Here is a 26,274-nt window from a genome sequence, read left to right on the forward strand (position 1 = left end):
GGACATAAAGACATGACCGCAGCGCTTACTCCCTTCTCGGCCCGCCATATCGGCCCAGACGTCAACGATGTCAGAGCCATGCTCGCCGTGCTCGGCGTTCCGTCCGTCGAAACGCTGATCAGCCAGGCCGTGCCGAGATCGATCCGCCTCGACCAACCGCTCAACCTGCCCGCTCCGGCGAGCGAAGCGGAGGCGCTGGCCGAACTGTCTGCGATCATGGCGAACAATACGGTGCTGAAGAGCTTCATCGGCGCCGGCTATCACGGCGTCTTCGTGCCCCCGGTCATCCAACGCAACATGTTCGAGAACCCGGCCTGGTACACGGCCTACACGCCCTACCAGGCCGAGATCAGCCAGGGCCGGCTGGAAATGCTGTTCAACTTCCAGACCCTGGTCACCGAGCTCACCGGCCTGCCGGTGGCGTCCGCCTCGCTCCTCGATGAAGCCACAGCCGTCGCCGAAGCCGTCGGCATTGCGCTGCGCCACCATCGCGACAAGCGCACCAAGGTGGCGCTTGCGGGTGTGCCGCATCGGCAGACACTGGATGTCGTACGCACCCGCGCCGAGCCTCTTGGCACCGAGGTCGACGGCGAGACCATCGACGACAACACCGCCGCCCTGCTCGTCTCCTGGCCGGACACCTTCGGTGTCTATGGCGATCACAAGGCGGCGATCGAGAAGGCCCGCGCCGCCGGCGCGCTGGTCGTTTTCATCGCCGATCCGCTGGCGCTCACGCTGACGGACGCCCCGGCGAAGCTCGGCGCTGACATCGCCGTCGGTTCGATGCAGCGCTTCGGCGTGCCGATGGGCTTTGGCGGCCCGCATGCCGCCTATTGCGCCGTGTCCGACAGGCTGACCCGTCTCATGCCCGGCCGTCTCGTCGGCCAGTCGACCGACACCAAGGGCCGCCCCGGCTACCGGCTGGCGCTGCAGACGCGCGAGCAGCACATCCGCCGCGACAAGGCCACCTCCAACATCTGCACGGCGCAGGCGCTGCTCGCCAACATGGCGACGGCTTACGCGATCTGGCACGGTCCGACCGGCCTGCAGGCGATTGCCCGGCAGATCCATGGGTTGGCCGACCGCCTCGCCTCGGGTTTGAAGGCCGTCGACGTATCGGTGCTCGGCACGAGCCGCTTCGACACTGTGACGGCCGAAGTGAAGGGCAAGGCCGCGGCAATAGCCGCCGCCGCCGAGAAGACCGGCAGGCTCTTGCGCGTCATAGATGCCGACCGCGTCAGCATCGCCTTCGACGAGACCTCGACGGAAGCCGATCTCGCGGCGATCGCCGGCCTCTTCGGCGCCAAGCCCGGCGCGGAACGCGGCTCGATGCCCGGCAAGCCGCGCGGCAAGGAATTCCTCACTCAGCCGGTCTTCCACGACAACCATTCCGAAACCGAGATGATGCGCTTCCTGCGCCGGCTGGCCGACAAGGATCTGGCGCTCGACCGCGCCATGATCCCGCTCGGCTCCTGCACCATGAAGCTCAATGCCGCCGCCGAGATGATGCCGGTGAGCTGGCCGAGCGTCGCGAACCTGCATCCCTTCGCGCCGGCCGGCCATTCGGCGGGCTATCGCAAGATGGCCGCCGATCTGGAGGCCTGGCTGTCGGAGATCACAGGGTTCGACGCCGTCAGCCTGCAGCCCAACGCCGGCAGCCAGGGCGAATATGCCGGCCTGCTCGCCATCCGCGCCTATCACCGCGCGCGCGGCGAAGGTCACCGCACGGTCTGCCTGATCCCGTCTTCCGCGCACGGCACCAATCCGGCAAGCGCGGCGATGGCGGGAATGAGCGCCGTCGTCGTGCGCTGCACCGAGGACGGCAGCATCGACATGGACGACCTGCGCGCCAAGGCCAACGAGCATTCCAAGAACCTTGCGGCGCTGATGTTCACCTATCCTTCGACGCACGGCGTCTACGAGGAAGGCGCCAGGCATCTCTGCGCCCTGATCCACGAGCATGGCGGTCAGGTCTATTTCGACGGCGCCAACCTGAACGCCCTGGTCGGCCTCGCCCGCCCCGGCGACATCGGCGCCGACGTCTGCCATATGAACCTGCATAAGACCTTCTGCATTCCGCATGGCGGCGGCGGCCCGGGCGTCGGCCCGATCGGCGTCAGGGCGCATCTGAAACCCTATCTGCCGGGCCACGTCACCGAGGGTTCGGCGCATGCCGTGGCCGCCGCGCCTTTCGGCAGCGCTTCCATACTGCCGATCACCTGGATGTATATCCGCATGATGGGCGGCTCAGGCCTGAAGCAGGCGACCGAGACGGCGATCGTTTCGGCCAACTATGTGGCGACGCGGCTCGCACCGTATTACCCGCTGCTTTACAAGGGCCGGAGCGACCGCATCGCGCATGAGTGCATCCTCGACACCCGTGTGCTCAAGGAGAGCGCCGGCATCAGCGTCGACGATATCGCCAAGCGCCTGATCGACTACGGCTTCCATGCGCCGACCATGTCGTTCCCGGTCGCCGGCACGCTGATGGTCGAGCCGACCGAGTCCGAGCCCAAGCGTGAGCTCGACCGTTTTTGCGAGGCGATGATCGCTATCGCCGGCGAGGCGGCGAAAGTGGCGAAGGGCGAGTGGCCGTCCAACGACAACCCGTTGGTCAACGCCCCCCACACCGCGGCGGAAGCGCTTGCCGGAGAGTGGAAGCATCCCTATTCGCGGTTGGAGGCGGCCTATCCGGCGGGCGACGCCGATCTGGCCGCGAAATACTGGCCGCCGGTGTCGCGCATCGACAATGTCGCCGGCGACCGCAACCTGGTCTGCTCCTGCCCACCGCTGTCGGAATATCTCGGCGCCGCGGAGTAGCGTTTGCTCACGCAGTCTTCAGGGCCGGCCCTGCATCTGGCTGGTCAGCTGCGACCTGGGCAATGACGCGGTTGCGCCCGGCACGCTTGGCCGCGTAAAGCGCAGCGTCCGCTTGCGCCAGGACCTCGCCCAGGGGGAGACCCTCGGCGGCGCCGAAACCCATGCCTCCGCTGACACTGCTGCGCAGCGGGCCGCGATGGGTCGCAACGATTTCGGTGCCGAAAGCGACGCCGATCCGGCTTGCCATGTCATGCGCCTTTTCCGGTGTTACGCGCGACATGACGAGCGCGAATTCCTCGCCGCCCAGCCGGAAGGCGTCGACGCCGGTCCTGCCGTATTTCCTGATCACCGCCGCGAAACGGCACAGCACCTGGTCGCCCACGGGATGGCCGAAGACGTCGTTGGTCGTCTTGAAATGGTCGAGATCGAACATCGCGATCGCCATGAACGGACCGAAGCTGCGGTCGCCGTAAAGCGCGCCCAGCGCCCTGCGGTTCATCAGGCCGGTCAAGGGATCGGTCATCGTCTCGGCCTTGAGCTCGATCTGCGCCTGCAGATGGTGCAGCGAAAGCGTGAGGGCGCCGAGGCCGGTCATGCAGGCGACCGCGACGACGGAGTTCAGCCGCTCGGCCCAGTTGTCGGGCGCGGCGCCAAGGGCCCATTGCCCATGGGCGAGCAGTATCAGGCCGCACAGCGCGAAGGACAGGCCGCAGGCGCCGCTCAGGAACGAGACGACAAGCAGGATCCGCCGGTCGTGATCGCCCTTCACCCAGAACATCGCACCGATCGCGGCGAGCAGCGCCGTCACCACCGCGTAGGTGATCTGGAAGCCTACACCGTCGAAACCGAAATATGTGAAAGCGGCGCAGACGGCCATGGCCGCAAGTGTCGGCAGGACGGCGCGGCGGTAGGCGCGAAAGCCGAGATACTGCATGGCCGACAGGCAGATGAGGAGGAAGCCGAAGCTGAGCAGCGCAAGCACGATCTGGCAAAGCCAGGGGCTGGCGTCCTTGGTGTAGCGCCAGAAGAGGACGACATGCGCAACCAGCACGAGTATGCCGCAAGCGACCGTGGGCATGAAACGGGCCTTGGGCGCGGTGAACCAGATCGCAAACAGGGTGATGCTGAGGCATGCGCCCGACAGCGCCGCCGCGAGCAGGAGCGAGCTGAAATCCAACATCGATGAAGAACTGCCTCTCGAGGAGTCTCGTCGCTTCTCAATGTAGATTGCCGGCGGCCTGCGCAAACCGTTTTCGGCCGGCGCCCGCCGCTACCTCGGCACAGGGTTTACAAAGCGTCGACATGCCGGGCAAAATGGCGGCGCCGGCCCTTGGAGGCGGCAGGAGTGAAGACGGATCAGCTCCTGTCGAGCAGCGCAAGATTGGCATCGACCACGGTCTGGTCGGCCATGCCGGCCTTGGCTTCGAGCAGCAGCGCGCGCGCCTTTTTCTTGTTGCCGCGCAGAAGCTGCGAATAGCCCATATTGTTGACGATCTGCGGCTTGCGCCCGGCGACCTTCAAGAGCTGCGCGTAAGCGCGATCGGCGAAGTCGAAGCGGCCGAGCTCGTCATAGGATGCGGCGAGCCCCATCCATGCCTCGGCATTGTCGGATTTGAGTTCGACCGCCTTGCGGAAATGCTGTTCGGCAAGGCCGAAATTCGCCTCACGGAATTGCGCCTTGCCCTCGACAAGGTCGTTGGCGCTGACATCCTTGGCCACCGGCTGGATCGCCGTGGTCTTGGTCGCGTCGACATTGTTGTTCGTCGTGCAGCCGGTGATCATCAAGACGGCTGCCAACGCCGCCGCTGCCCTGGGAAGTCTCTGACGCATGCCCCTGCCCCATCGCCCGATTTGCCGGGTCGTTCTTCAGGAAAAAACCATAAAGGACAGCGATTAAGCTTCGGTGCCGAAATGCAGCTAAATTTCGGTTGCTCGCAAAGGATGCGTTAACCAGCGCCCAGCGACCATTGAGGTGGCTGAGGTGCGTTGAGATTCAGGTCAGGCCGAGCCGAGAATGGTGGGTTCCGAGAACCAGAGCGGAGCGCACTTGAAGTACGTGCCATTCGCAGGCCGGCCTCACCTGATCTCAACGCACCTCAGTGGTGGGCGGTCAGCTTTACGATAATCGGTATGATGGCGACCATCAGCACCACCGGCAGGATGCAGACCGTCACCGGAACCGACATCTTGGCCGGCAAGGCGTGCGCCTTCTCCTCGGCCATGGACATGCGCTTGTGCCGCATTTCGTCGGAAAAGACGCGCAGCGAACCCGAAAGACTGGTGCCGAGTTCCTTGGACTGCTGCAAGAGCGTGGCGAAGGAGCGCACCTCGTCGAGGCTGAGGCGGTCCGCAAGCGCCTTAAGCGCGTCGTCGAGGCTGCGCCCGGCCCGCAATTCCAGCGACACCAGAATCAGGTTCTGGCTGAGCGATGGATAGGTCCTGGCAAGCTCCTTGGAGACGCGCTCGATGCCGGCCTCCATGCTCATGCCGGCATCGGAGCAGACGATCATCAGGTCCATGAAATCGGGAAAGCCGTTGCGGTATTCGCGCATCTTCTCCCGAACCTTCTGCGTCAGCACCAGGCCCGGCAGGAAATAGCCGCCCGCTCCCGACAGGATGATGAAGGTCCAGCGGCTAGTCATGGTCGACTCGGCGCTCGCGGCCCAGTGATGGATCAGGAACGCGCCGAGCGCCGCCCCAACCAGGGTGGCGAACCGGACGAGGAAGAACGTGCCGACTGCGCGCGGCTCCATATAGCCGGCCTGGATCAGCTTCATGCGCAGCCGGGCGACATTTTCCGGATCGCTCTTGGCATAGAACTCCTGCGCCCGTTTCACCGCCTTCTCGCGTACGGCACTGGCGTTCTTCTTTGGCGCGGGCTCGGCCTGCTCGGCCGGCTGCGTTACCTCTACCTTCAGCCGACGCTTGACCTCGCCGCGGTCGCTCTTGGCAAGCACCAGCGGCCAGGCGACGGCGCCGCCGCCCAGCACAAGCAGAAGCACGGCGACCGGCACCAACGAGGTCGGCGCGAGCGAGGCGAGGAAGCGGATGACGTCTTCCATCTCAGAACCTGAAATTCGACATCTTGAACATGATGGCGTTGCCGAGCAGCAGCCAGATGATGGAGCCGCCCAGCATGTACCAGGTCTTCGACTCGCCCCAGACGTCCCGGTAGAACTGCGGCATCAGCGCCATGATGGCAGCGAACAGAAGCGCCGGAATCGCGGTCAGGATGTAAGCCGACATGCGCCCTTCCGTCGAAATGGCGCGCACCTTGCGGCGCAGCTTGCCGCGGTCGCGGATCGTCAATGAAAGGCCGTCGAGGATCTCGCGCAGATTGCCGCCCGAACTGCTCTGGATCGACACCGCCGTGACGAACAGCGGCAGATCCTCATGGCCCACCCGGTCGAAAAGATTGTTCAGCGCCGAGACCAGGTCGGATCCGTAGGTCACCTCGTCGGCGACGACGCCGAACTCGGTGCCGATCGGATCGGCCATTTCGCGTGCCACCATGGCAATCGCCACCGGCACCGGATGGCCGGCTTTCAGGCCGCGCGTGATGAGCTCCAGCGCCTCGGGCAATTGCATGCCGAACCGCTTGTGCCGTCGCTTGCGCATGAAGCGCATGGCCATCACCGGGAGCACCGGCGTCAGCACGACAAACAGGATGAGGCCGAACAAGGGCGGCAGGCCCTTCCAGATGCCTAAAAGTGCCAGCGCCAAGGCGATCCCCGATGTGATCATCAGGAACTTCGGCAGCGGCGTGGTCATGCCGGACTGCGTGCGCAGGGCATGGAAGCGGTCGAGGGAAAAGATGGAGCTGCCGCCATCGATCCCGCGCTCCTTGCGCAGTTGGATCAGCACCTGCTCCTGGCTGATCTTGTTCTCCGCGAGCTTCATGCGGCGGTTGATGGCCGTGCGTTTGTCGCTGCGCCCGGCATAAAGCAGATAAAGGCCCTCGGCGATCATGATGCCGGTGAGCGCCGCCGCGGCGTAAACGACGTAGACCGGACTGAATCCCTCGAACACCGGCCTAGTCCTGCGGCCGGCCGGGTTCGAAATACTTGCCCGGGAATTCGATGCCCATGTTGCGCAGGTCCTCGAGGAAGCGTGGGCGGATGCCGGTGGCTTCGAAGTGGCCGAGGATCTTTCCGTCCGCTTCCATGCCGGTGCGCACGAAGCGGAAAATCTCCTGCATCTGGATGACGTCGCCTTCCATGCCGGTCACTTCGGCGACGCTGGTCACCTTGCGCTTGCCGTCGGAAAGGCGCGTCAGCTGGACGATGATGTCGATGGCGCTGGCGATCTGGCTGCGGATCGACTGCACCGTCATCGGCATGCCGGTCATGCCGAGCATCTGTTCCAGGCGCGAGATGGCGTCGCGCGGTGTGTTGGCATGGATGGTGGCCATCGAGCCTTCATGGCCGGTGTTCATCGCCTGCAGCATGTCGAAGGCTTCCTCGCCGCGGCATTCGCCGAGGATGACGCGGTCGGGGCGCATGCGCAGCGCGTTCTTGACCAGGTCGCGCTGCTTCAATTCGCCGTGGCCCTCGATATTGGCGGGGCGCGTTTCCATGCGCGCGACATGCGGCTGCTGCAATTGCAGCTCGGCCGCGTCTTCGATGGTGATCAGGCGCTCGTCTTCCGGAATGAAGGCCGACAAGGCGTTGAGCATCGTCGTCTTGCCGGTGCCGGTGCCGCCGGAGATGATCGTGGTCTTGCGGGCATGCACCGCCGCCGCCAGCACCTCGGCCATGTTCTGGGTGATGGCGCCGAATTCGACCAGCTTGTGCAGGCCGAGCTTGTTCTTGGAAAACTTGCGGATCGACACCAGCGGTCCGTCGACGCCGACCGGGCGGATCGCCGCATTGAAGCGCGAACCGTCCAGCATGCGGGCGTCGACCATCGGCTGTGATTCATCGACGCGACGGCCAACCGCCGCGACGATTTTGTTAATGATTCGAAGCAGATGCGCCTCATCCTTGAACGGGATATGGACCTGCTGCAGCTTGCCGCGCCTTTCGACGAAGCAGTTCTGGTGGCCGTTGATCAGGATATCGTTGATCTCGGGATCCTTGAGCAGCGGCTCCAGCGGGCCGAGGCCGACCATTTCGTCGACGATGTCGTCGACAAGCGAGTCGAGCTCGGCGATGTTGATCGCCATCCGCTCCTCGCGCGTCTTTTCCGAGACGAATTCATGCACCTGCCGACGCATTTCATCCCGGGGCAGCCGCTCCAGCGCCACGAGGTTGATCTCTTCGAGCAGCATGCGATGGATGCGCACGCGTGCGTCCAGCACCTTGTTGGCGCTCTTTGCGGGTGCGGCTTCAGGCCTCGGCGGCGCCGGCTTGCGGGTCGTCGGGATGACGACCGCATTGTGCGTGACGGGCGCGGGTTCCGGCGCCCGCTGCGGACGGACGTCGCGGCTCTGCAGGTTGGAAAAGCGGCTGGTCATCCTGCCTTCCTCTTCAGCAAACCCTTGCCCAGGCCGAACAGAGACTTCGACTTGACCGAGGTCTGGATGGCCTCCTCCGGCAGGATGATCTTCTTCAGGTCGTTGACGACATTGGCGTTGGGGTCGATGGCGTGCAGCGGCACGCCGCGGTCGACCGCCTCGCGCACCAGCCGGTAATTGTTGGAGATGCCGCCGACGAAATGCTCGCCCAGTATCTCCTGAACGTCGGCCTGCTTGATGCCGCTGTCGAACATCTTCTGCTCGAAGCGGTTGACGATGACATTGGGTTTCACTTCCTTGCCGGCCGTCTCATAGACGGCCTGGATGAGACGCTGCGTATGGCGCAGGCACGGCACCGTCATCTCGGCGACGATATAAAGCTTGTTCGACCCGAGCAGCACCGTCTCGGTCCAGGGGAACCAGGTGCGCGGCATGTCGATGACAACATTGTCGAAATAAGCCGCCACGAGGTCGAGCATGCGCACCACGACATCGGTCTTGAACGAGCGCATGTCCGACGGGCGCGTGGGAGCGGCAAGCACGCATAGCCCGCTCGCATGTTTGGACAGCATCACGTCAAGCAGCTGCCGGTCGAGGCGCTCCGGCTGGTTCTCGATTTCCGTGATGTCGAAGCGCGGTTCGAGGTCGAGATATTCGGCGCAGGCGCCTTGCTGGAAATTGAGGTCGACGACGCATGTCGAGGCGCCGCGCGTCACCGAATGATGCAGCTGAAAGGCCGTCTGCAGGGCGAGCGTGGTGGTGCCGACGCCGCCGGCGGCAGGCATGAAAGTATAGACGTGCGATTCGGTGTTCTCTTCCCGCCCCGGCCCTTGCAGCGCGCGGATGACGGAACGCACGAGGTCCGCCGTGGTGATCGGCTTGACCAGGAAATCGGCGACCTTGAGCTGCACCAGGATGCGCACCGCTGCCGCGTTGAATTCCTGGGTGACGACGACCACCGGAACCCTGCCTTCCAGCCGCCGCATGACCCGCTGCAGCGACTCGATCTCCTCGAGCTTGGCCGCGTCCATATCGACGATGACCGTGCCGTAGTCCGCTTCGAGGATCTCGCCGCGCAGCTCGTTGACGCTCTTTTCCAGCGTCAGAAGCTCGATGATCTCGGAGGCCGCGAAAGCGGTCCGCGTGTCCTGCAAAAACGTCCTGTCCGTCGAGACGAGCAGGATCTTCTTTGTCTTGGTGCCAGATGCCATCGGCGTCAGCCCATCAATTCGATGTGGTCGATGATGATGTGGTCGATGACGACCCGGAGCCGGCTTTCGCGCCGACGGCGGCGCTCTCCGAACCCGGACGCTGGGCCGGCACCAGAAGCCTGGTGTTCTGAACGCCGTATTTCCATGGGTCGACCATCTGCATGGCGGTGTTGGACGCCTGCGCGTTGCCGACTCCCGGCGTTACGCCTTCGGTGCGCACATAGTCGTCGCTGGTGCAGCCGCTCACGAACCCGGCCAGAAACAGAGCAATCCAAAGGGCGCTGCGCATGGCCTTAGTCCTTCGGCAGATCGAGGAAGTGGCCGGACGTCGTGGCAGCCACCGGGCGGGCGGCGCTGCCGTCCGCCAGCGCCACCGGGCGCTTCGGCGCCGAGGCGTCCACTTCCTCGGTGTTGTTGAGGAAATAATCGGCGGGACTTGCCGGCTGGGTGCCGTCGGTCGGCTCGACCATCTTCCTCGACGGATCGACCGGCTTGACCAGGTAAGGCGTCACGATGATCACGAGATCGGTCTCGCGCCGCTGATAGGACTTCGACGAGAACAGCGGACCGAGCACCGGCAGCTTGCCGATCCCCGGCACCCGCGACGTCGTAATGTCGTTCTGCGACTGCAGGAGACCGGCGATCATGAAGCTCTGGCCGTTCTTGAGGTCCACGGATGTCCTGGCGCGGCGCACGATGAAGGCCGGAATGGAAATGCCGTTGCTGACCTGGATGGAAGCGGACGGGTCGATCGAGGACACTTCCGGCGCGATGTCGAGGCTCACCAGCCCGTCTTTCAGCACCGTCGGCGTGAAATCCAGGCCGACGCCGTACTTCTTGTAGGTGACGCTGATCTTGCCATTGTCTTCGGAAACCGGGATCGGGAACTCGCCACCGGCAAGGAAGCTCGCCGTTTGGCCCGAACGCGCAATCAGGTTCGGCTCCGCCAGCCGCCGCGCCAATCCGCGCTCCTCCAGCGCCTTGATGGCGATGTCGATCGAAACGCCGTTTGACAGCAGGCTGCCGATGATCTCGCCGGTTCCGGCCCCCGTCACCGTCCCCCCGTCCGGGTTCAGCACCACTTTGCGGTTGCCGAAGCCATAGGCGAAATTGGCGGCGTATTTGGCGCCGAGGTCCTGACCGGCCTGGCGATTTATCTCGACGAAGCGGACATTGAGCTGCACCTGCTGCGAGGACGAGATATTGACCGAGTTGATGACTTCCTCGTTGCCGGAAAAGCGCGACGCGATCTTGCTGGCCTTTTCGGCGGCGACCGCATCGTCGGCCTCGCCCGACAGCACGACACGGCCGTTCGCCGAACCGACCTTGATCTTGGCGTCGGGCACGCTGGCGCGGATGGTGCTGGCCAGTTGGTCGGTATCCAGCGTCACCTCGATGTCGATGGTGCCGACAAGCTGCTTGTTCTGGTCGAACAGGGCGATGCCCGTGGTCCCCAGATTGTTGCCGAGCACATAGAAGGACTTGTCGGTCAGCGGATTGACATTCGCGATCTCCGGATCGCCGATGACGATCTGGTAGAAGGCGGCGCTCGTCATGATCGTCTTCGGCTTGCCCTTGGCGACTTTGATCGAGGCGTTCCTGTTCGCCGAGACATAGACGACGTCATTGCCGGCCCTTGCCGGCGCGGCGGCGCCAAGCATTGCCGCCGCCAGCGCGATCGCGCCGAGAAGACGCCATCCCCCGATCGTCCGAAATGCATCAAACCCGAACATCTTGCCCCGTTCCCCGCCGGTCCCCACCGGCTATTGCTGCAGTTCCTGCGGCGGTTCCCGTGAAGGAACCTTATATTCCTCGACCTTCTCGCCCCGCGTCACGATCACCGTCTTGAATTTCGGCTCGTCGGATTCCTTCGTCACCGCGCTGACGAGCGAGGCGGCGCTTGCCTGCGCCTTTGCGGCTACCGAACCGCCGAAGGACGAGATGGTGGTAAGCCCGCCATTGCTGGCGCTGGCATCGGCCGCGGACCGCAACGACAGCGACAAGGTGCCGACGGTGCGGGCCAGCGCCACTTTCTGCGCCCCCTCATTGGTCACCTCGATGGTCACCGAATTGGCGACCTGCGGCTCGGTCTTGCGCTCGTCCGCGCCCTGCCCGACCGAAAGCACCTTGGCGTCCGCGACGACGACTTCGGACGTCACCGTCGAGCCGGCTGCGCCCTGCGCGTTTTTGGATACTTCCTGGATGTCTCCCGCGTCACGTGTCAGCACGACGTCGACGCGGTCTCCGGGCGTGATGAAACCGCCGACGCCGGCGATCTCGTCGGTGCGGATGGTCACGGCCCGCATCCCCGGCGACAGTATGTTGGAAAGGGTGGCGCGCCCGTTCGGTCCCGACAGCTTGGTGAGCAGCACCGGTTCGTTGACCTCGATCGGCGACAGCACGACCCGGCTGCCGTCGGCGAGCAGCTTGTCGATCGTCGGAAAAGCGCCTTGCGGCAGGGAATCCTGCGGCCACGGGATCTCGGCGAGCTGCGGCCGTGCCAGCTCCATGCCGTAGCGCAACGGCGCTTGAGCCACCACGATGGTCTTGAACTCGACCTTGGGCTGCTGCGGAGCTTCAACCGTGACGACCTTGACCTCGGACTGAGCCTTTGCCTGGCTCTTGACCCAGAAATCCGCTGCAAAGATCGAGATCGCGCCGAAAACGGCGGCGATGCCGATCATGGTTATGGCCCTGCCCCTCACAACGAAACCCCTGACGCCCGTGGTCTTTTGTTGGTTGGGCCTCACGCTAGGCGTTAATGTTAAAGAATCGGGAATCCCGCGACCCCCCGGCCGCCCTATTTCGGCCGGCTTGGTTATCGAATGGTTTTGGAATAAGAGACAGTTTGATCCCTGAACGGAACAGGAACCTCGTTCGCCCGCCAAAAGCGTGGCAGTATCGAGTAGTGATTCGCAGTACCGGACTTAATGGCTAGCATGGACGACACCAGCGATCTTTTTGGCAACCCGGAAAAGCAGCCGCAGCAAGTGCGCGCGCCCTCGCGCCCCGCCGATCCGCTGGTGCAGGCCGCGAAGCGTTCGACCGCCGCCCGCGATGGCAGCGAAAGCTACAGCGCCGCCGATATCGAGGTGCTGGAAGGGCTGGAGCCGGTTCGCCGCCGTCCGGGCATGTATATCGGCGGCACCGACGACAAGGCGATGCATCACCTGTTCGCCGAGGTCATCGACAATTCGATGGACGAAGCGGTTGCCGGCCACGCCACCTTCATCGACGTCGAGCTTTCCGCCGACGGCTTCGTGACCGTCACCGACAATGGCCGCGGCATTCCGGTCGACCCGCATCCGAAGTTCAAGAAGCCGGCGCTCGAAGTCATCATGACGACGCTGCATTCGGGCGGCAAGTTCGACTCCAAGGTCTACGAGACCTCGGGCGGCTTGCACGGTGTCGGCGTTTCGGTCGTCAACGCGCTGTCCGACCACCTCGAGGTCGAAGTCGCGCGCGGTCGCCAACTTTACCGGCAAAGATTCTCCCGCGGCGTTCCGGTCAGCGGTCTGGAGCATCTCGGCGAGGTCCACAACCGTCGCGGCACCAGGACCCGCTTCCATCCGGACGAGCAGATTTTCGGCAAGGGCGCCGCCTTCGAACCGGCGCGGCTTTACCGCATGACTCGCTCGAAGGCCTATCTGTTCGGCGGTGTCGAGATCCGCTGGACCTGCGATCCGTCGCTGATCAAGGACAAGGACCAGACCCCGGCCAAGGCCGAGTTCCATTTCCCCGGAGGCCTGAAAGACTATCTCAAGGCGACGCTCGGTGACGAATTCCAGGTCACGCGCGAGGTTTTCGCCGGCAAGAGCGACAAGCAGGGCGGCCACGGTTCGCTGGAATGGGCTGTCACCTGGTTCGGCGGCGACGGTTTCCTCAACTCCTACTGCAACACCATTCCGACCCCCGAGGGCGGCACGCATGAGGCCGGCTTCCGCAACGTACTGACGCGCGGACTGCGCGCCTACGCCGACCTTATCGGCAACAAGCGCGCCTCGATCATCACCACCGACGACGTGATGATCTCGGCCGCGGGCATGCTGTCGGTGTTCATCCGCGAGCCGGAATTCGTCGGCCAGACCAAGGACAGGCTGGCGACGATCGAGGCGATGCGCATCGTCGAAAACGCTATCCGCGACCCGTTCGACCATTGGCTGGCCGACAATCCGCAGGAAGCCTCGAAGCTTCTCGATTGGGTGATCGCGCGCGCCGACGAGCGCGTACGGCGCCGCCAGGAGAAGGAAGTCTCGCGCAAGAGCGCCGTGCGCAAGCTCCGCCTTCCGGGCAAGCTCGCCGATTGCACGCAGAATGCCGCCGCCGGCGCCGAGATCTTCATCGTCGAGGGCGACTCGGCCGGCGGCTCGGCCAAGCAGGCGCGCGACCGCGCCAGCCAGGCGGTACTGCCGCTGCGCGGCAAGATTCTCAATGTCGCCAGCGCCGGCAACGACAAACTTGCCGCCAACCAGCAGATTTCCGACCTGATCCAGGCGCTCGGCTGCGGCACGCGCTCGAAATACCGCGACGAGGATCTGCGCTACGACCGCGTGATCATCATGACCGACGCCGATGTCGACGGCGCGCATATCGCCTCGCTGCTGATCACCTTCTTTTACCAGGAAATGCCGAACCTGATCCGCGGCGGCCATCTCTACATGGCCGTGCCGCCGCTTTATTCGATCCGGCAGGGCGGCAAGGTCGCCTATGCCCGCGACGACGCGCACAAGGACGAGTTGCTGCGCACCGAATTCACCGGACGCGGCAAGGTCGAGATCGGCCGCTTCAAGGGCCTGGGCGAGATGATGGCCTCGCAGCTCAAGGAGACGACGATGGATCCGAAGAAGCGCACGCTTCTGAGGGTCGATGTGATCGATGCCGAGCAGGCCACCAAGGATGCCGTCGACGCGCTGATGGGCACCAAGCCCGAAGCGCGTTTCCGCTTCATCCAGGAGCGCGCCGAATTCGCCGAGACAGACGTGCTGGATATCTGAGCGCCGTCCGGTCCATAACAGGCTCCGATATGGAGACGGGCATGTGACCTGGACGCGGCTGAAGGAGCTTGCCGAGACGCCGTTCAGCGGCCTGACACAGCCGACCCGTTCGGATTGGATTTTCGCCCTGCGCACGGTTTCGGCGGGGCTGATCGCGCTCCTTGCCGCCTATGCGCTGAAGCTCGACCATCCGCAATGGGCGATGATGACGGTGTTCATCGTCGCGCAGCCGGTCGCCGGCATGGTGCTGGCGAAGGGCTTCTACCGGCTGCTCGGCACGCTGGCCGGCGGCCTGGCGGCCATCGGCATCACATCGCTGTTCGGCGCCAATCCCTGGCTCCTGGTCACCGTGCTGGCACTGTGGATCGGCGTCTGTACGCTCGTCTCGTCGCTGCTGCGCAACCCGGAAGCCTATGGCGCAGCCCTTGCCGGCTATACGGCCATGATCATCGGCCTGCCGGCGCTTGGACAGCCGCATGTCGTCGTTGACCTCGCCATCGCACGATGCGCCGAGATCGTGCTTGGCATCGTCTGCGCCGGCGTCACTAGCCGGCTGATCCTGCCGAAGCTCGCGGCCGACGCCATCATCTCCAGGCTGAAGCGCAGCATTCTCGACCTCGCGGAATATGCGTCCGGCGCCTTTTCCGACGGCGATCCGGCAAGCCTTGCCGCGCTCCAGCGCAAGCTGATCGCCGATGCCCAGACGCTCGCCGAAATGCGTACCTATGCGCGGCTGGAGGCGCCGAGCTTCGCCACCCGCGCCCACCCGGTCCGGCGCACGATCGGTCAGCTTCTATGGGCGCTTTCGGCGGCGCGTGCGCTGCACAGCCACCGCAGGCCGAAGAACGCCGCGCTCATTCCGATGCGCAGCGAACTGAAGACCTTCGTCGGCGAACTGGCGGCAACGCCCGGCGCGCTCGACGACACCGCCCCCTGGGTGGCGCGGCTCGAGGCGATAGCGGGCAAGGCCAGGGAGATGCCCGAACTTCCCAAATATACCGGCCCCAAAGATGACGGCCCCAAAGATGACGGCGACGACAAGGTCGGCACCATCACCCGCCTGACCATCGCCGGTGATTTCGCCGAGGCGCTGAAGCAGGTGATGCGCGGGCTGGAGGCGCTTCGCTCGCCCGTCTCCCGCAAATCGAATGAGCGAGGTCAGCCGGCGCTGGTCGTCCACCGCGATTACCGGGCTGCCTGGCGCAACGCTGCGCGCGCCGCGCTAGCGACCTTGCTCGTGGCGATCTTCTGGCTGACGACCAAATGGTCGGAAGCGGCCGGCACCGTCATCCTCGTCGCCGTCGTCTCCAGCCTGTTCGCATCGCGCCCCGATCCCGTGCAGTCCGCCTGGGGCTTCTTCACCGGAACGCTGATCGCGTTGCCTTTTGCCTTTCTAGTGGGCCAGGTCGCGCTGCCGGCGCTACCGGGCTTCGGCTGGTTCACGCTCTTCGTCGTGCCGATCCTGGTGCCCGCGGCGCTCGGCATGGCAAATCCCCGCCATGTCGGCGTCGCCACCGCTTTCGCCATCAACTTCCTCGCATTCCTCAGCCCGCATCAGCAGATGATCTACGATCCCGGGCAGTTCTTCGCCGGCTCGGCCTCGATCCTGGTCGGCATCCTGATTGCCATCGGCGTCTTCATCGTCGTGCTGCCGGCCGATCCCTGGGTGACCGTGGAGCGCATCTCGCAGGCGATGCGCGAGGACCTGGCGCGGCTTTGCCTGCATGAGCGCATTCCCCGGCGCTCGGCCTTCGAAAGCCTCGCCTATGACCGGATCAACCAGTTGATGCCGCAGGTGCAGCAGACGGGCCGCAAGGGCGACCCTATTCTTGGCGGCAGCATCGCCGCGGTCACTGTTGGGCTGGAGGTGTTACGGCTGCGTCAGGCCCAACTGAACTCCGCCGTCCCGCACGAAACAGTCGAGTCCATCGGCAATTTCCTGCGCGGCTTGGCGCGAGAATTGCTGTTTCGGCGGCCGGGCGAGCCGACCGCCACCGTCGCGGTGGCACGGCAATATGCGGCCAGCATCGCCCAACGCAGCGATCGGTTCGAAATGCTGCAGATCGCCGCCTCGCTGCGCATCATTGCCGCGGCAATGGAAGATTATCCGGACTTCTTTGCGAAGGGTCGTACTTGAATAATTCGGGGCCTGTCGCATTTCCCGGTCCGACAGTTTCAGGAATAGTTCCTTGCCGGACCGGTCGCTGCCTTCTAGGTTGGACGCATGGCGCTCAAAGGAATGGACAACGTCGGAATCGTCGTCGACGACCTCGACGCGACGGTCGATTTCTTTCGCGAGCTCGGCCTCGAGCTCGAAGGGCGTGCCACGATCGAAGGAGAATGGGCCGGGCGTGTCACCGGGCTGGGCGATCAGCATGTCGAGATTGCCATGATGCGCACGCCGGACGGCCACGGCCGGCTCGAGCTGTCCCGCTTCTTCAGGCCACGCGTCGTGGCGGATCACCGCAGTGCCCCGGTGAACGCCCTGGGCTATCTCCGCGTCATGTTCGCCGTGGACGACATCGACGAGACACTGGAGAGGCTCCGCAAGCGCGGCGCCGAGCTCGTCGGTGAAGTGATCCGGTATAAGGACGCGTATCGGCTCTGTTACATACGCGGGCCTGAGGGGCTTCTGATCGGCCTCGCCCAGGAACTCAGCTGAGACCTGATATGTGTCCCTAAGCCGCGGCGATGGCCAGTGCATGGCCCCGCGCGTTTTCGCGCAGCGCGTCGAGATGGATCGACTTCACCAGCCCGGCAAGATCGCCCTCGGCCGATTGGCCGCCCAGCTCCTTCAGCATCAGCCAGCTCACTTCCTGAACGCCGGCGACACGCCGGCCATTGGCCACCTCGCGCCAGATTTTGAGCGCGCGCAAGATGATGCCGTGCGTGGCCGGCGCAAGCCCGGCGCTGCGGAACAGCGCCTGCAGCGCCAGGTCATGGCCGCCGGCGAGAAGCGCGGTCACCCGCTGCTCGGATTGTCGGGCAAGCGCCACCAGCGTCGACCCGAAGAAATCCACCTTGCCATGCGCGACCGTGCGGATGATGAAGCTTGCGGTCAGGTCGCCGCGCAGCCGCAGATGCTCGATCAGCGCCGCATGTTCTTCCATGCGCGTTCGCTCGATCAGCGTCACCGAGGCCTTCACGCAGGCATCGCGCATGACGCGATCGGCACGCGCCGCCCCCATCATCGCCAGCACCAGCGGCGATCCTTTCAGGGTCTCGCCGAGCTTGACCAGCAGCATGTGCCGGCAGTCGGCCGGCAGGCGCCGATCGGCGATCAGCGCCTCGCGCACCAGCGGCAGGTGGCCGTGCCGCTCGGCCATGCGGCGGAAGCTGAGCGAAGCAATCTCGGCGCCGCTGTTGCCGATCAGCACGGCGCAGGCTTCCGGTTCGCCGATCTCGGCGATTGCCGCCGCGAGCGACATCGAGACGACCGGACGGTTAGCGATCAGCTTCTGCGTCGCCTTCTGACCGCTGGCGACGCGCTCGACCAGGTCGGCATCGGTAAGCAGCGGCGAACGCGCCAGCACCAGCGCCGCCACTTCCGGCTGGTCGGCGGCCAGAGCGCTGATCACCTGCGGCGGCGCGTGATGGCTCATCGACAGCGCCTCGGCGAGCGCCAGGCGCACCTTGGAGGAAGCGTCGTCCAGAAGCAGCGTGAGCGCCGCCTCGGCGGCGCAGCGATCCTCGAATGGCAGATCGGAATTGATATAGGCGCGCGCCAGCGCGCTCGCGGCGGCCGCGCGCTCGGAAACCCTTGCCGTATCAATCCATTTTAGAAAGTGCGAAACAACCATACCGACCAGCTGCGCCCCTGCCGGAAAGATCCCGGCCCTGTCGCGAACGGTAGGCTGGAAATGGTTTACGAACGGTTCACCATGTTTCTTAACCGGCTTGATGGAGGCCCAGCCAGCGCCTATCAAGCAAGGACATTGGAGGAGATCGAACCATGGCCGGGCTTTATCTGGAAGAGTTTGTCGTCGGCCATGTCTTCCGCCACACGCTGCGCAAGACCGTGACCGAGAGCGACAACATGCTGTTTTCGGTGATGACGCTCAACCCGCAGCCTCTGCACATCGATTTCGACTTCGCCGCCAAAACCGAATGGGGCAAGCCGCTGGTGAATTCGCTGTTCACTCTCGGCCTGATGATCGGCATTTCGGTGAACGACATCACCGTCGGCACTACGGTCGCCAATCTCGGCATGAAGGAAACGGTGTTTCCGCACCCCGTCTTTCACGGCGACACCATCCGGGTCGAGACGACGGTCATCTCCGTACGCGACTCCAAGTCGAAGCCCGATCGCGGCATCGTCGAGTTCGAGCACCGCGCCTACAATCAGAACGACGTTCTTGTCGCCAAATGCACCAGGCAGGCGATGATGCTGAGGAAAGCGGCCTGATGCGCTCGCTGCTGTTCGTGCCCGGCGATTCCGAGCGCAAGCTGGAAAAGGGTTTCGAGGCCGGCGCCGACGTGATCATCGTCGACCTTGAGGATTCCGTTGCCGCCGCCAACAAGGCGGCGGCGCGCGCGACCGCGGCCGGTTTCATCTCCAGCCAAAAGCACCGCACGGATTCGGCCATCTATGTGCGGGTCAACGACCTCTCTACCGGCCTGACGGACGAGGACCTTGCGGCTCTTGTCCCGGCGAAGCCCCACGGCATCATGCTGCCGAAGTCCAACAGCGGGCAGGACGTTCAGCAACTTGCGGCGAAGCTGCGCGTGCAGGAGGCCGAAAACGGACTGCCGGACGGCGCCATAAGAATCCTGCCGATCATCACCGAGACGGCGGCAGGCGTGCTGGCGGCGGCAAGCTATGCCGGCGCGAGCGCGCGGCTTGCCGGCCTGACCTGGGGCGCGGAGGACTTGTCCGCGGCGATCGGCGCGCGCTCGGCCCGCGACGAGAGCGGCCGTTACACCGACGTGTTTCGCCTGGCGCGCACCATGACCATTCTGGCGGCGGGCGCTGCCGAAGTCGCCGCTATCGACACCGTCTTTCCCGACTTCCGTGACATGGCCGCCTTCGAGGCTGAATGCCGAGAGGCCGAGCGCGACGGCTTCACCGGCAAGATGGCGATCCATCCGGCGCAGGTGCCGGCCATCAACGCCGCCTTCACGCCGTCGGCCGAAGCGGTCGCGCGATCGCGGGTGATCGTCGATGCCTTCGCGGCGGCGGGAAATCCCGGCGTCGTCGGCATCGACGGCAAGATGTACGACAGGCCGCATTTGCGCCTGGCCGAGCGTTTGCTGGCTCGCGCCAGAGCAACTCCAGGAAAAGTGTGAAGCGGTCTTCCGTCCGGAATTGCGTACAAACAAGAAGATGGAGCATTTCACCGTTTCCGTGGAACGGTGAAACGCTCGAGAGCGGCGAGCAGTCTTGCCTGAGGTTTACCAGACCATCGGGATCAGCTTGTAGCGGACGCGCGCGGCATAATCGTCATAGCCCTGCAGGCCGGCCCGCAACGTTTTTTCCTCGATGAAGGTGCGGATGGCGAGCAGGAGGATGAAGGCGAGGACCGCTGCCAGTCCCCACCAGGAGCCGAGCAGCAACGCCGTGCCCGCGAAATAGAGTATGGCGCCCGCATACATAGGGTGGCGGACATAGCTATACGGACCGGTGGTGATCACCTTCTGTCCACGCTCGTCCTGGATCTTCACGACAGGCGCCGCGAAACTGTTTTCCAGCATCGTGAGATAACAGATCCAGATGCCGGCGAGCAGGACCAGCACGCCGACCACTTGCACCCAGACGGGAGCTGCCGACCAGCCGAAACGGATATCGAGCCCCATCAGGACCAGCCAGGCGAAAATGCCGAGCAGCAATATTCTGAGCACTATCTTGTCGGCCGCGGTCTGGGTCTTCTGGATCGGCGGGCGGAGGCGCTCATTCATCAGGCCTGGATCGCGCCGGGCGAGCGCCACGCCCATGGTAAGGCTCAGTCCGACCATCACGACTATGTACAGCCAGGCTCCGGTCCAGTGCAGCGTACCTGCCGACAGAAACAGCAGCACGCCCATGATGCCGAACCATGCGAATGTCTGGACAACCAATCTCGAGACCATGAACAACCTTCCGTGACGCCGCTGCCACGGTTGTCGAATCAGACCGGTGGTCTATTATACCGACCGACGGTCTATTCTCAAGCGCAATCGGCGTCAGGCATCTGGACGGGAACGGCCGCCGCGTGCAGAAGGTTTCGTCATGCCTCGCATCATCAAGCACCCGGAACTCAGGCGCGAAGAGCTGCTGGACCATGCCCAGGCGCTGTTCCTGATGCATGGCTACGACAAAGCGAGCCTCAACGACGTCATCGCCGCCGCCGGCATCTCGAAGGGCGCCTTCTATCACTACTTCGCCTCCAAGGAGGCCCTGCTGGAGGCATTGGCGGAGCGTTTCGCCAGACAGGCGCTGGCCGGCGTCCAGGATGTACTCGCCGATCCGGCGCTCGATCCGCTTGGACGTCTCAACGCCCTGCTCGCGAAATCACGGCAGGCCAAGGTGGAAACCGCGGCGGAGGCCTGGGCGCTGTTCGAGACAATGTTCCGGCCGGAAAACCTGGTGCTGTTCCACCGCATCAACCTGGCGGCCAGCGCGGCCTTTTCGCCCTTGCTGGTCGAAATCATCAAGCAAGGCGTGGCGGACGGTACCTTCCGCACCTTCGATCCTGAAGGCGTCGCGGACATCGTCATGCAGTTCGGCATGGCCACCCATGACGTTGTCGCCAAAGCCATTGTCGATGGCAGCGATGCGGACATGGATGTGGCCATAGAAGCGCTGGAGAACCGCGTGAGGCTCTACGAGATCGCGCTCGACCGTATTCTCGGGCTCCCCGACGGCAGCATACGCATCGGCGAGCCGGGCTATGTGCGCGCCGTCATGACCGCCCGCCGCGCCGGCCCTGCCGCTTCCGCGGCCGTTTCGAAAATCCGCAAAAGGTCCTAACCGGCCCAGGGACCGGTGTAATCGGCATAGAGCTTCGCCGGGTCGGGCCGTGGCCGCTCCGGCGCCGGCCCTTGATAGGAACCAATATGGACGAAGCCGATGACGCGCTCCTGCGGCGAAAGGCCGAGGATCGCCCTGCCCTCCGGGACATCGGAGTACCAGTTGCTGATCATGTTGGTACCATAGCCCAGCGCGTTGGCCGCGATCATCAGGTTCATCGCCGCCATGCCGCCCGACAGGAACATCTCCCATTGCGGGATCTTCGGGTTCTCCTTAGGTACCGAGATGACGCCGATCACCAGCGGCGCGCGCGAGAAGCGCGCCAATTCCTGGTTGCGCCGGCCTTCCGGCAGCGGCCCCTCCCGCCGCTCGGCGAGTGCTGCCAGTTTCTTGCCGATCTCGATGCGCGCCTCGCCGCGATAAAGAATGAAGCGCCAGGGCTCGAGCCGACCGTGGTCGGGAACGCGGGAAGCCGCCGCGATCATCGTCGCGATCTCGGCATCGCTTGGCGCCGGCTCCTTCAGGTCCGGGATCGGCGCGGAATTGCGGGTGAGCAGGAAGTCGATGATCGGCGACGCCATGGGCGCAAGTCTCCTGAAGACATTCGATTTTGAGCTGAAGCACGCCATCGGGAGGTCGGGCGGCTTGGGCGGTGGCGTTTTGCGCCGGATAAGAAGCCGCTGAGGGAAGGCAGCGCACTCCTAGGCCTTGAAATTGCCACCGCCTTGGGCTTCAACGCAAGGCATGTTTGAGGGAACCCTGCGCCTTTTCGTGATCGTACTCGTCGCTGCGTTGTTCGCGGTGCCGGTTTCTTTCGCGCTGGCCCAGAACGCCAACGATGTCAGCGACATCAAGCTTCCAGGCATTTCGAGCTACGCGACACCGAAGACGGAGGGACCGCTGGCGCTCGGCAGCGGCGGCGCCATCACGCTGTCGGCGCAGTTGACCGACAAGGGCGCCGACATCACCCGCGGCATCGTCTGGCGGGTCTTCAAGCCGCAGCCCGCCAGCGACGGCAAGCTGCCGATGGTGGCATCCGCCCATGGCGGCACGGCCGTGTTCCAGCTCGACCCCGGCAGCTATCTTGTCCATGCCTCCTACGGACGCGCCGGCGCCACCAAGCGCATCACCGTCGGCAAGGAGGCCAGGCGCGAAAGCCTCGTGCTCGACGCCGGCGGCCTGAAGCTCGACGCCGTGACGTCGGGCGGCGCGCCCATCGCGCCGAAGAAACTGCGCTTCTCTATCTATGAAGGCCAGGCCGCGGCCAATGGCGACCGGCCGCTGATCGCTCCCGACGTCGCGCCGAACACCGTGGTGCGGCTGAACGCCGGCACCTACCATGTCGTCTCCACCTATGGCGCGGTCAACGCGGTGATCCGCTCCGACATCCGCGTCGAGGCCGGCAAGCTGACGGAGGCGACCGTGGAGCACCGCGCTGCCGAGATGACGATGAAGCTGGTGCGCGAGCCCGGCGGCGAAGCCATCGCCGACACGTCCTGGTCGCTGCTCAACGAGAGCGGCGATCCGATCAAGGAGGCGGTCGGCGCCTTCGCTTCGATGGTGCTGGCCGAGGGCCAGTACACCATCATCGCCAAGAACCGTGATCGCATCTATCAGAAGGATTTCACGGTGGTCGCTGGCCAGAACCAGGAAATCGAGGTGGTGGCCAACGAACAGTCCGCCATCGACCCCGAGGAAGGCGCGGACTAATCGCTTTTATTCAGGCGGCCTTACGCATCCGCTTCGCCAGGAACGGCACGCGGCCACGCTGCGCAGAAGGCGCCGCGAGGTCGAAGACAGCGCGATGGAGGCGATCGAGCAGCGCCTTGCGATCGCGCAGCGGCTCAAGGTCGCTCCATCTCAGCACATCGCCGATGCGCACCTCGATCGTCTTGCCCGACAGGCGGGCGAACTCGCGGATGAGCAAGGAGGTGCGCAATGTCAGCGATGCCTTGCCGATGAACTTCGCCACGCGATTGTCGCGCTCGGCCATGTTCATCGGACTGCTGACGAGATGGAACAGACGGCCGTTCTGGCCGGAGAAATGCATCGGGATGACCGACGCCTTGGCATCCTGAATGAGCTTGGCCGGGAACATCTTCCACGGCAGGTCGATGGCGCGGCCAAAACCCTTGGGCGCCGTCGCGACGCCGCCGGCGGGAAAGACGACGATGGTGACGCCTTCCTTCAACAGCCGCACCGCTTCGTGGCGCACCGCCATGTTGTTCTTCAGCGCTTCCTTGGTCTCGGAAAAATCGATCGGCAGCGAATAGGGCTCCATCTCGCGGATCCTGAGCAGGTCCTTGTGGATCATCACCCGGAACGGCCGGCCGAGCTGCTCGGCAAGCGACAGCACCGCGATGCCGTCGCCGATGCCGAAGGGATGGTTGGCGACGATGACCAGCGGCGTGTCCGGCAGCGCCGCCGGCGGCCATCGCACGGCGTTGCGGACCTTGACGTCGATCAATTCCAGCATGCGGCTGAACACGCGGTCGCCGGTCGGCACCACTTGGCGGCGCCAGAAATCATAAAGCACGGCGAAACGGTCGCGGCCGGACAGGCCCTCGACGGAATGGATGAACCAGCGCGTCAGCACCGGTTGATGCGCATTGGCATAGGAGAGCTCGGGAAAACGTCTTTCCCGCAGTTTCAATTTGAGCATGGCGGCTCGTTACAGGGCTGGCGTGACAGGCATATGAAAATGGCGGTGGACCGGCCACCGCCATTTCAGGGAGTGCTGGTATGCTCAGGCGGCGCGGCGTTTGCGGTCGGGCGAGACCGCCTCGTCGGCGAGAGCCTTCACCGCGTCCTCGAGCTTCAGCGATTCCTGGTCGCGGGAGCCCAGCCGGCGGACATTGACCGTCTCCTCTTCCGCTTCGCGCTTGCCGCAGACGAGGATGACCGGCACTTTGGCGAGCGAATGTTCGCGCACCTTGTAATTGATCTTCTCGTTGCGCAGGTCCGTTTCGGCAAGCAACCCGGCCGCCTTCAGCCGCTCGACCACCTTGATGGCGTATTCATCCGCATCCGAGGTGATCGTCGCCACCACCACCTGCAGCGGCGCGAACCACAGCGGGAAATGGCCGGAATAGTTCTCGATCAGGATGCCGAGGAACCGCTCCATCGAGCCGCAAACGGCGCGATGCACCATGACCGGCTGCTTCTTCTCCGAATCCGAGCCGATATAGAAGGCGCCGAAGCGTTCCGGCAGGTTGAAGTCGACCTGCGTAGTGCCGCATTGCCATTCGCGGCCGATGGCGTCCTTCAGCACATACTCGAATTTCGGCCCGTAGAAAGCGCCCTCGCCCGGATTGATCGAGGTCTTGATGCGGTTGCCGGAGCGCGTGCGGATCGTCTCCAGCACATTGCTCATGATCGCTTCGGCATGGTCCCAGGCCTCGTCGGTGCCGACGCGATTGTCCGGCCGGGTCGACAGCTTCACGCTGACCTCGTCGAAGCCGAAATCGGCATAGGTCGACAGGATCAGGTCGTTGATGCGCAGGCACTCGGCTGCCAGTTGCTCCTCGGTGCAGAAGATATGCGCGTCGTCCTGCGTGAAGCCGCGCACGCGCATCAGCCCGTGCAGCGCGCCCGAGGGCTCGTAGCGATGCACATTGCCGAACTCCGCAAGCTTGACGGGCAGTTCGCGGTAAGACTTCAGCCCATGCTTGAAGATCTGCACATGGCCGGGACAGTTCATCGGCTTCAGCGCGAAGACGCGGTCGTCGTCGGTGTCGTCGCCGGCGACGGTGACCTTGAACATCGCGTCGCGATACCAGCCCCAGTGTCCCGACGTCTCCCACAGGCTCTTGTCCAGCACCTGCGGCGCGTTGACTTCCTGATAGCCGTGCTCGTCGAGGCGGCGGCGCATATAGTTGATCAGGTTCTGCACCATCTTCCAGCCCTTGGCGTGCCAGAAGACGACGCCCGGCCCCTCTTCCTGGAAATGGAACAGGTCCATCTCGCGGCCGACCTTGCGGTGATCGCGCTTCTCGGCCTCCTCCAGCAGCCTCTGATAGGCATCGAGCTGCGCCTGGTCGGCCCAGGCGGTGCCGTAGATGCGCGTCAGCATCGGATTGTTCGAGTCACCGCGCCAATAGGCGCCGGCCACCTTCATCAGCTTGAAGGCATTGCCGATCTGCCCGGTCGAAGCCATGTGCGGACCTCGGCAGAGATCGAACCAGTCGCCCTGCGCGTAGATCTTGATGTCCTGATTCTCGGGGATGGCGTCGATCAGCTCGACCTTGTAGCGCTCGCCCTTCTCGGCGAACACCTTCTTCGCCTTCTCGCGCGACCAGACTTCCTTGGTGAACGGCTTGTTGCGCTGGATGATCTCGCGCATCTTCTTTTCGATCACCGGGAAATCGTCCGGCGTGAACGGCTCGTTGCGCGCAAAGTCGTAATAGAACCCGTTCTCGATCACCGGCCCGATGGTCACCTGCGTTCCCGGCCACAATTCCTGCACGGCCTCGGCCAGCACATGCGCCGTATCGTGGCGGATGAGCTCAAGCGCGCGCGGATCCTCGCGGGTGATGATCTCGACCTTGCCGGACGCGCCGAGCGGATCGGAAAGATCGCGCACGGTGCCGTCGAGGCTGTAGGCTACGGCCTTCTTCGCCAGCGACTTGGAGATCGATTCGGCAAGGGCAGCACCAGTCAGCGCCGCGTCGTACTCTCGGACGGAACCATCGGGAAATGTCAGGGAAACGGAATTCGGCATCAGGGTTCTCCTATCCAGTCCCGCAAACGAGCGCGGGTGGTGAAACGCAGCCGCAGGATGCGTTGCGGCTGCGGAGGGTTAGCCGGAGGCGTCCGGCAGCGGCGCGGTTTTAGAGGCAGATTCCGCCG

The 26,274-nt window shown here is 64.5% G+C and carries 22 protein-coding genes; 8 read left to right on the forward strand and 14 right to left on the reverse strand.

All coding sequences use genetic code 11. The annotated features are described in order from the left end of the window. Positions 1-12 precede the first annotated feature (12 nt). On the forward strand, positions 13-2,820 hold the full coding sequence (gene gcvP / locus ACVMIM_RS23865) for an aminomethyl-transferring glycine dehydrogenase (protein WP_476114921.1): 2,808 nt from the start codon (positions 13-15) through the stop codon (positions 2,818-2,820). A gap of 7 nt (positions 2,821-2,827) precedes the next feature. Here gcvP and ACVMIM_RS23870 read toward each other — a convergent pair whose 3' ends face one another. The 9 genes from ACVMIM_RS23870 to cpaB form a co-directional block, all read right to left on the reverse strand. After that, on the reverse strand, positions 2,828-4,000 hold the full coding sequence (locus tag ACVMIM_RS23870; RefSeq protein ID WP_476114922.1) for a GGDEF domain-containing protein: 1,173 nt from the start codon (positions 3,998-4,000) through the stop codon (positions 2,828-2,830). A gap of 176 nt (positions 4,001-4,176) precedes the next feature. Continuing rightward, positions 4,177-4,650, reverse strand: a complete 474-nt coding sequence (locus tag ACVMIM_RS23875) for a tetratricopeptide repeat protein (RefSeq protein WP_476114924.1) — start codon at positions 4,648-4,650, stop codon at positions 4,177-4,179. A 266-nt stretch (positions 4,651-4,916) separates the two neighbouring features. Then, positions 4,917-5,882 carry a type II secretion system F family protein gene (locus ACVMIM_RS23880; RefSeq protein WP_476114925.1) on the reverse strand — a complete coding sequence of 322 codons (966 nt, stop codon included), beginning with the start codon at positions 5,880-5,882 and terminating at the stop codon, positions 4,917-4,919. 1 nt (position 5,883) lies between these two features. Then, positions 5,884-6,849 carry a type II secretion system F family protein gene (locus ACVMIM_RS23885; protein ID WP_476114926.1) on the reverse strand — a complete coding sequence of 322 codons (966 nt, stop codon included), beginning with the start codon at positions 6,847-6,849 and terminating at the stop codon, positions 5,884-5,886. A 4-nt stretch (positions 6,850-6,853) separates the two neighbouring features. Further along, complete coding sequence (locus ACVMIM_RS23890) at positions 6,854-8,275, reverse strand: TadA family conjugal transfer-associated ATPase (RefSeq protein WP_278047817.1); 1,422 nt, start codon at positions 8,273-8,275, stop codon at positions 6,854-6,856. Then, on the reverse strand, positions 8,272-9,486 hold the full coding sequence (locus ACVMIM_RS23895; protein ID WP_476114927.1) for a CpaE/TadZ family protein: 1,215 nt from the start codon (positions 9,484-9,486) through the stop codon (positions 8,272-8,274). Before ACVMIM_RS23895 ends, ACVMIM_RS23890 begins: the two co-directional genes overlap by 4 nt. A 13-nt stretch (positions 9,487-9,499) precedes the next feature. Then, the gene (locus ACVMIM_RS23900; RefSeq protein ID WP_041004276.1) at positions 9,500-9,775 is read right to left on the reverse strand and encodes a hypothetical protein; all 276 of its coding nucleotides are present in this window, start codon (positions 9,773-9,775) and stop codon (positions 9,500-9,502) included. A gap of 4 nt (positions 9,776-9,779) precedes the next feature. After that, a complete protein-coding gene (locus tag ACVMIM_RS23905; protein WP_476114928.1) occupies positions 9,780-11,219 on the reverse strand; it encodes a type II and III secretion system protein family protein in 1,440 nt (479 codons plus the stop codon). A 30-nt stretch (positions 11,220-11,249) separates the two neighbouring features. Next, positions 11,250-12,170: a Flp pilus assembly protein CpaB gene (gene cpaB, locus ACVMIM_RS23910; RefSeq protein WP_041004272.1), complete on the reverse strand. Its 921-nt coding sequence runs from the start codon at positions 12,168-12,170 to the stop codon at positions 11,250-11,252. Between the two features lie 255 nt (positions 12,171-12,425). On the opposite strand from cpaB, the gene parE reads away from it, so the two are divergent. The 3 genes from parE (at position 12,426) to ACVMIM_RS23925 (ending at position 17,142) form a co-directional block, all read left to right on the forward strand. Beyond that, entirely contained in the window at positions 12,426-14,480 is a 2,055-nt protein-coding gene (gene parE / locus ACVMIM_RS23915) for a DNA topoisomerase IV subunit B (protein WP_278047820.1), read from the forward strand. A 43-nt stretch (positions 14,481-14,523) separates the two neighbouring features. After that, entirely contained in the window at positions 14,524-16,617 is a 2,094-nt protein-coding gene (locus tag ACVMIM_RS23920) for an FUSC family protein (protein WP_476114929.1), read from the forward strand. Between the two features lie 87 nt (positions 16,618-16,704). Then, complete coding sequence (locus ACVMIM_RS23925; protein WP_476114931.1) at positions 16,705-17,142, forward strand: VOC family protein; 438 nt, start codon at positions 16,705-16,707, stop codon at positions 17,140-17,142. 16 nt (positions 17,143-17,158) lie between these two features. On the opposite strand, the gene ACVMIM_RS23930 is transcribed toward ACVMIM_RS23925, so the two are convergent. Further along, positions 17,159-18,280: a DUF2336 domain-containing protein gene (locus ACVMIM_RS23930; protein WP_278047823.1), complete on the reverse strand. Its 1,122-nt coding sequence runs from the start codon at positions 18,278-18,280 to the stop codon at positions 17,159-17,161. A gap of 152 nt (positions 18,281-18,432) precedes the next feature. Between ACVMIM_RS23930 and ACVMIM_RS23935 the strand changes: the two genes are divergently transcribed. Both ACVMIM_RS23935 and ACVMIM_RS23940 read left to right on the forward strand, forming a co-directional pair. Next, complete coding sequence (locus tag ACVMIM_RS23935) at positions 18,433-18,885, forward strand: MaoC family dehydratase (RefSeq protein ID WP_476114932.1); 453 nt, start codon at positions 18,433-18,435, stop codon at positions 18,883-18,885. Beyond that, positions 18,885-19,766 (forward strand): HpcH/HpaI aldolase/citrate lyase family protein, encoded by an 882-nt coding sequence (locus tag ACVMIM_RS23940; protein ID WP_476114933.1) that lies wholly within the window; start codon positions 18,885-18,887, stop codon positions 19,764-19,766. The genes ACVMIM_RS23935 and ACVMIM_RS23940 overlap by 1 nt, the downstream gene beginning before the upstream one ends. Positions 19,767-19,871: 105 nt before the next feature. Here the strand turns inward: ACVMIM_RS23940 and ACVMIM_RS23945 are convergent, their stop codons facing one another. Then, a complete protein-coding gene (locus ACVMIM_RS23945; protein WP_476114935.1) occupies positions 19,872-20,546 on the reverse strand; it encodes a methyltransferase family protein in 675 nt (224 codons plus the stop codon). Between the two features lie 139 nt (positions 20,547-20,685). Between ACVMIM_RS23945 and ACVMIM_RS23950 the strand changes: the two genes are divergently transcribed. Beyond that, positions 20,686-21,426: a TetR/AcrR family transcriptional regulator gene (locus tag ACVMIM_RS23950; protein ID WP_476114936.1), complete on the forward strand. Its 741-nt coding sequence runs from the start codon at positions 20,686-20,688 to the stop codon at positions 21,424-21,426. Here the strand turns inward: ACVMIM_RS23950 and ACVMIM_RS23955 are convergent. Then, positions 21,423-22,007: a nitroreductase family protein gene (locus ACVMIM_RS23955; protein ID WP_476114937.1), complete on the reverse strand. Its 585-nt coding sequence runs from the start codon at positions 22,005-22,007 to the stop codon at positions 21,423-21,425. The genes ACVMIM_RS23950 and ACVMIM_RS23955 overlap by 4 nt on opposite strands. Positions 22,008-22,170: 163 nt before the next feature. On the opposite strand from ACVMIM_RS23955, the gene ACVMIM_RS23960 reads away from it, so the two are divergent. Next, positions 22,171-23,136, forward strand: a complete 966-nt coding sequence (locus ACVMIM_RS23960; protein ID WP_476114938.1) for a hypothetical protein — start codon at positions 22,171-22,173, stop codon at positions 23,134-23,136. A 10-nt stretch (positions 23,137-23,146) separates the two neighbouring features. Here ACVMIM_RS23960 and ACVMIM_RS23965 read toward each other — a convergent pair whose 3' ends face one another. After that, positions 23,147-24,088 (reverse strand): lysophospholipid acyltransferase family protein, encoded by a 942-nt coding sequence (locus tag ACVMIM_RS23965; protein WP_476114939.1) that lies wholly within the window; start codon positions 24,086-24,088, stop codon positions 23,147-23,149. 84 nt (positions 24,089-24,172) lie between these two features. Beyond that, entirely contained in the window at positions 24,173-26,146 is a 1,974-nt protein-coding gene (gene thrS / locus ACVMIM_RS23970) for a threonine--tRNA ligase (RefSeq protein ID WP_476114940.1), read from the reverse strand. Positions 26,147-26,274 lie beyond the last annotated feature (128 nt).

Source organism: Mesorhizobium sp. USDA 4413 (genome assembly GCF_056280365.1).

What these genes read in the sequence shown, in the direction of transcription:
- ACVMIM_RS23935 (WP_476114932.1), top strand. Translation starts at nt 18,433, where the DNA reads ATGGCCGGGCTTTATCTGGAAGAGTTTGTCGTCGGCCATGTCTTCCGC.
- ACVMIM_RS23965 (WP_476114939.1), bottom strand. Translation starts at nt 24,088, where the DNA reads ATGCTCAAATTGAAACTGCGGGAAAGACGTTTTCCCGAGCTCTCCTAT.
- thrS (WP_476114940.1), bottom strand. Translation starts at nt 26,146, where the DNA reads ATGCCGAATTCCGTTTCCCTGACATTTCCCGATGGTTCCGTCCGAGAG.
- cpaB (WP_041004272.1), bottom strand. Translation starts at nt 12,170, where the DNA reads ATGATCGGCATCGCCGCCGTTTTCGGCGCGATCTCGATCTTTGCAGCG.
- ACVMIM_RS23875 (WP_476114924.1), bottom strand. Translation starts at nt 4,650, where the DNA reads ATGCGTCAGAGACTTCCCAGGGCAGCGGCGGCGTTGGCAGCCGTCTTG.
- ACVMIM_RS23950 (WP_476114936.1), top strand. Translation starts at nt 20,686, where the DNA reads ATGCCTCGCATCATCAAGCACCCGGAACTCAGGCGCGAAGAGCTGCTG.
- ACVMIM_RS23880 (WP_476114925.1), bottom strand. Translation starts at nt 5,882, where the DNA reads ATGGAAGACGTCATCCGCTTCCTCGCCTCGCTCGCGCCGACCTCGTTG.
- ACVMIM_RS23930 (WP_278047823.1), bottom strand. Translation starts at nt 18,280, where the DNA reads ATGGTTGTTTCGCACTTTCTAAAATGGATTGATACGGCAAGGGTTTCC.
- ACVMIM_RS23940 (WP_476114933.1), top strand. Translation starts at nt 18,885, where the DNA reads ATGCGCTCGCTGCTGTTCGTGCCCGGCGATTCCGAGCGCAAGCTGGAA.
- ACVMIM_RS23905 (WP_476114928.1), bottom strand. Translation starts at nt 11,219, where the DNA reads ATGTTCGGGTTTGATGCATTTCGGACGATCGGGGGATGGCGTCTTCTC.
- gcvP (WP_476114921.1), top strand. Translation starts at nt 13, where the DNA reads ATGACCGCAGCGCTTACTCCCTTCTCGGCCCGCCATATCGGCCCAGAC.
- ACVMIM_RS23890 (WP_278047817.1), bottom strand. Translation starts at nt 8,275, where the DNA reads ATGACCAGCCGCTTTTCCAACCTGCAGAGCCGCGACGTCCGTCCGCAG.
- ACVMIM_RS23955 (WP_476114937.1), bottom strand. Translation starts at nt 22,007, where the DNA reads ATGGCGTCGCCGATCATCGACTTCCTGCTCACCCGCAATTCCGCGCCG.
- ACVMIM_RS23925 (WP_476114931.1), top strand. Translation starts at nt 16,705, where the DNA reads ATGGCGCTCAAAGGAATGGACAACGTCGGAATCGTCGTCGACGACCTC.
- parE (WP_278047820.1), top strand. Translation starts at nt 12,426, where the DNA reads ATGGACGACACCAGCGATCTTTTTGGCAACCCGGAAAAGCAGCCGCAG.
- ACVMIM_RS23870 (WP_476114922.1), bottom strand. Translation starts at nt 4,000, where the DNA reads ATGTTGGATTTCAGCTCGCTCCTGCTCGCGGCGGCGCTGTCGGGCGCA.
- ACVMIM_RS23895 (WP_476114927.1), bottom strand. Translation starts at nt 9,486, where the DNA reads ATGGCATCTGGCACCAAGACAAAGAAGATCCTGCTCGTCTCGACGGAC.
- ACVMIM_RS23960 (WP_476114938.1), top strand. Translation starts at nt 22,171, where the DNA reads ATGTTTGAGGGAACCCTGCGCCTTTTCGTGATCGTACTCGTCGCTGCG.
- ACVMIM_RS23900 (WP_041004276.1), bottom strand. Translation starts at nt 9,775, where the DNA reads ATGCGCAGCGCCCTTTGGATTGCTCTGTTTCTGGCCGGGTTCGTGAGC.
- ACVMIM_RS23945 (WP_476114935.1), bottom strand. Translation starts at nt 20,546, where the DNA reads ATGGTCTCGAGATTGGTTGTCCAGACATTCGCATGGTTCGGCATCATG.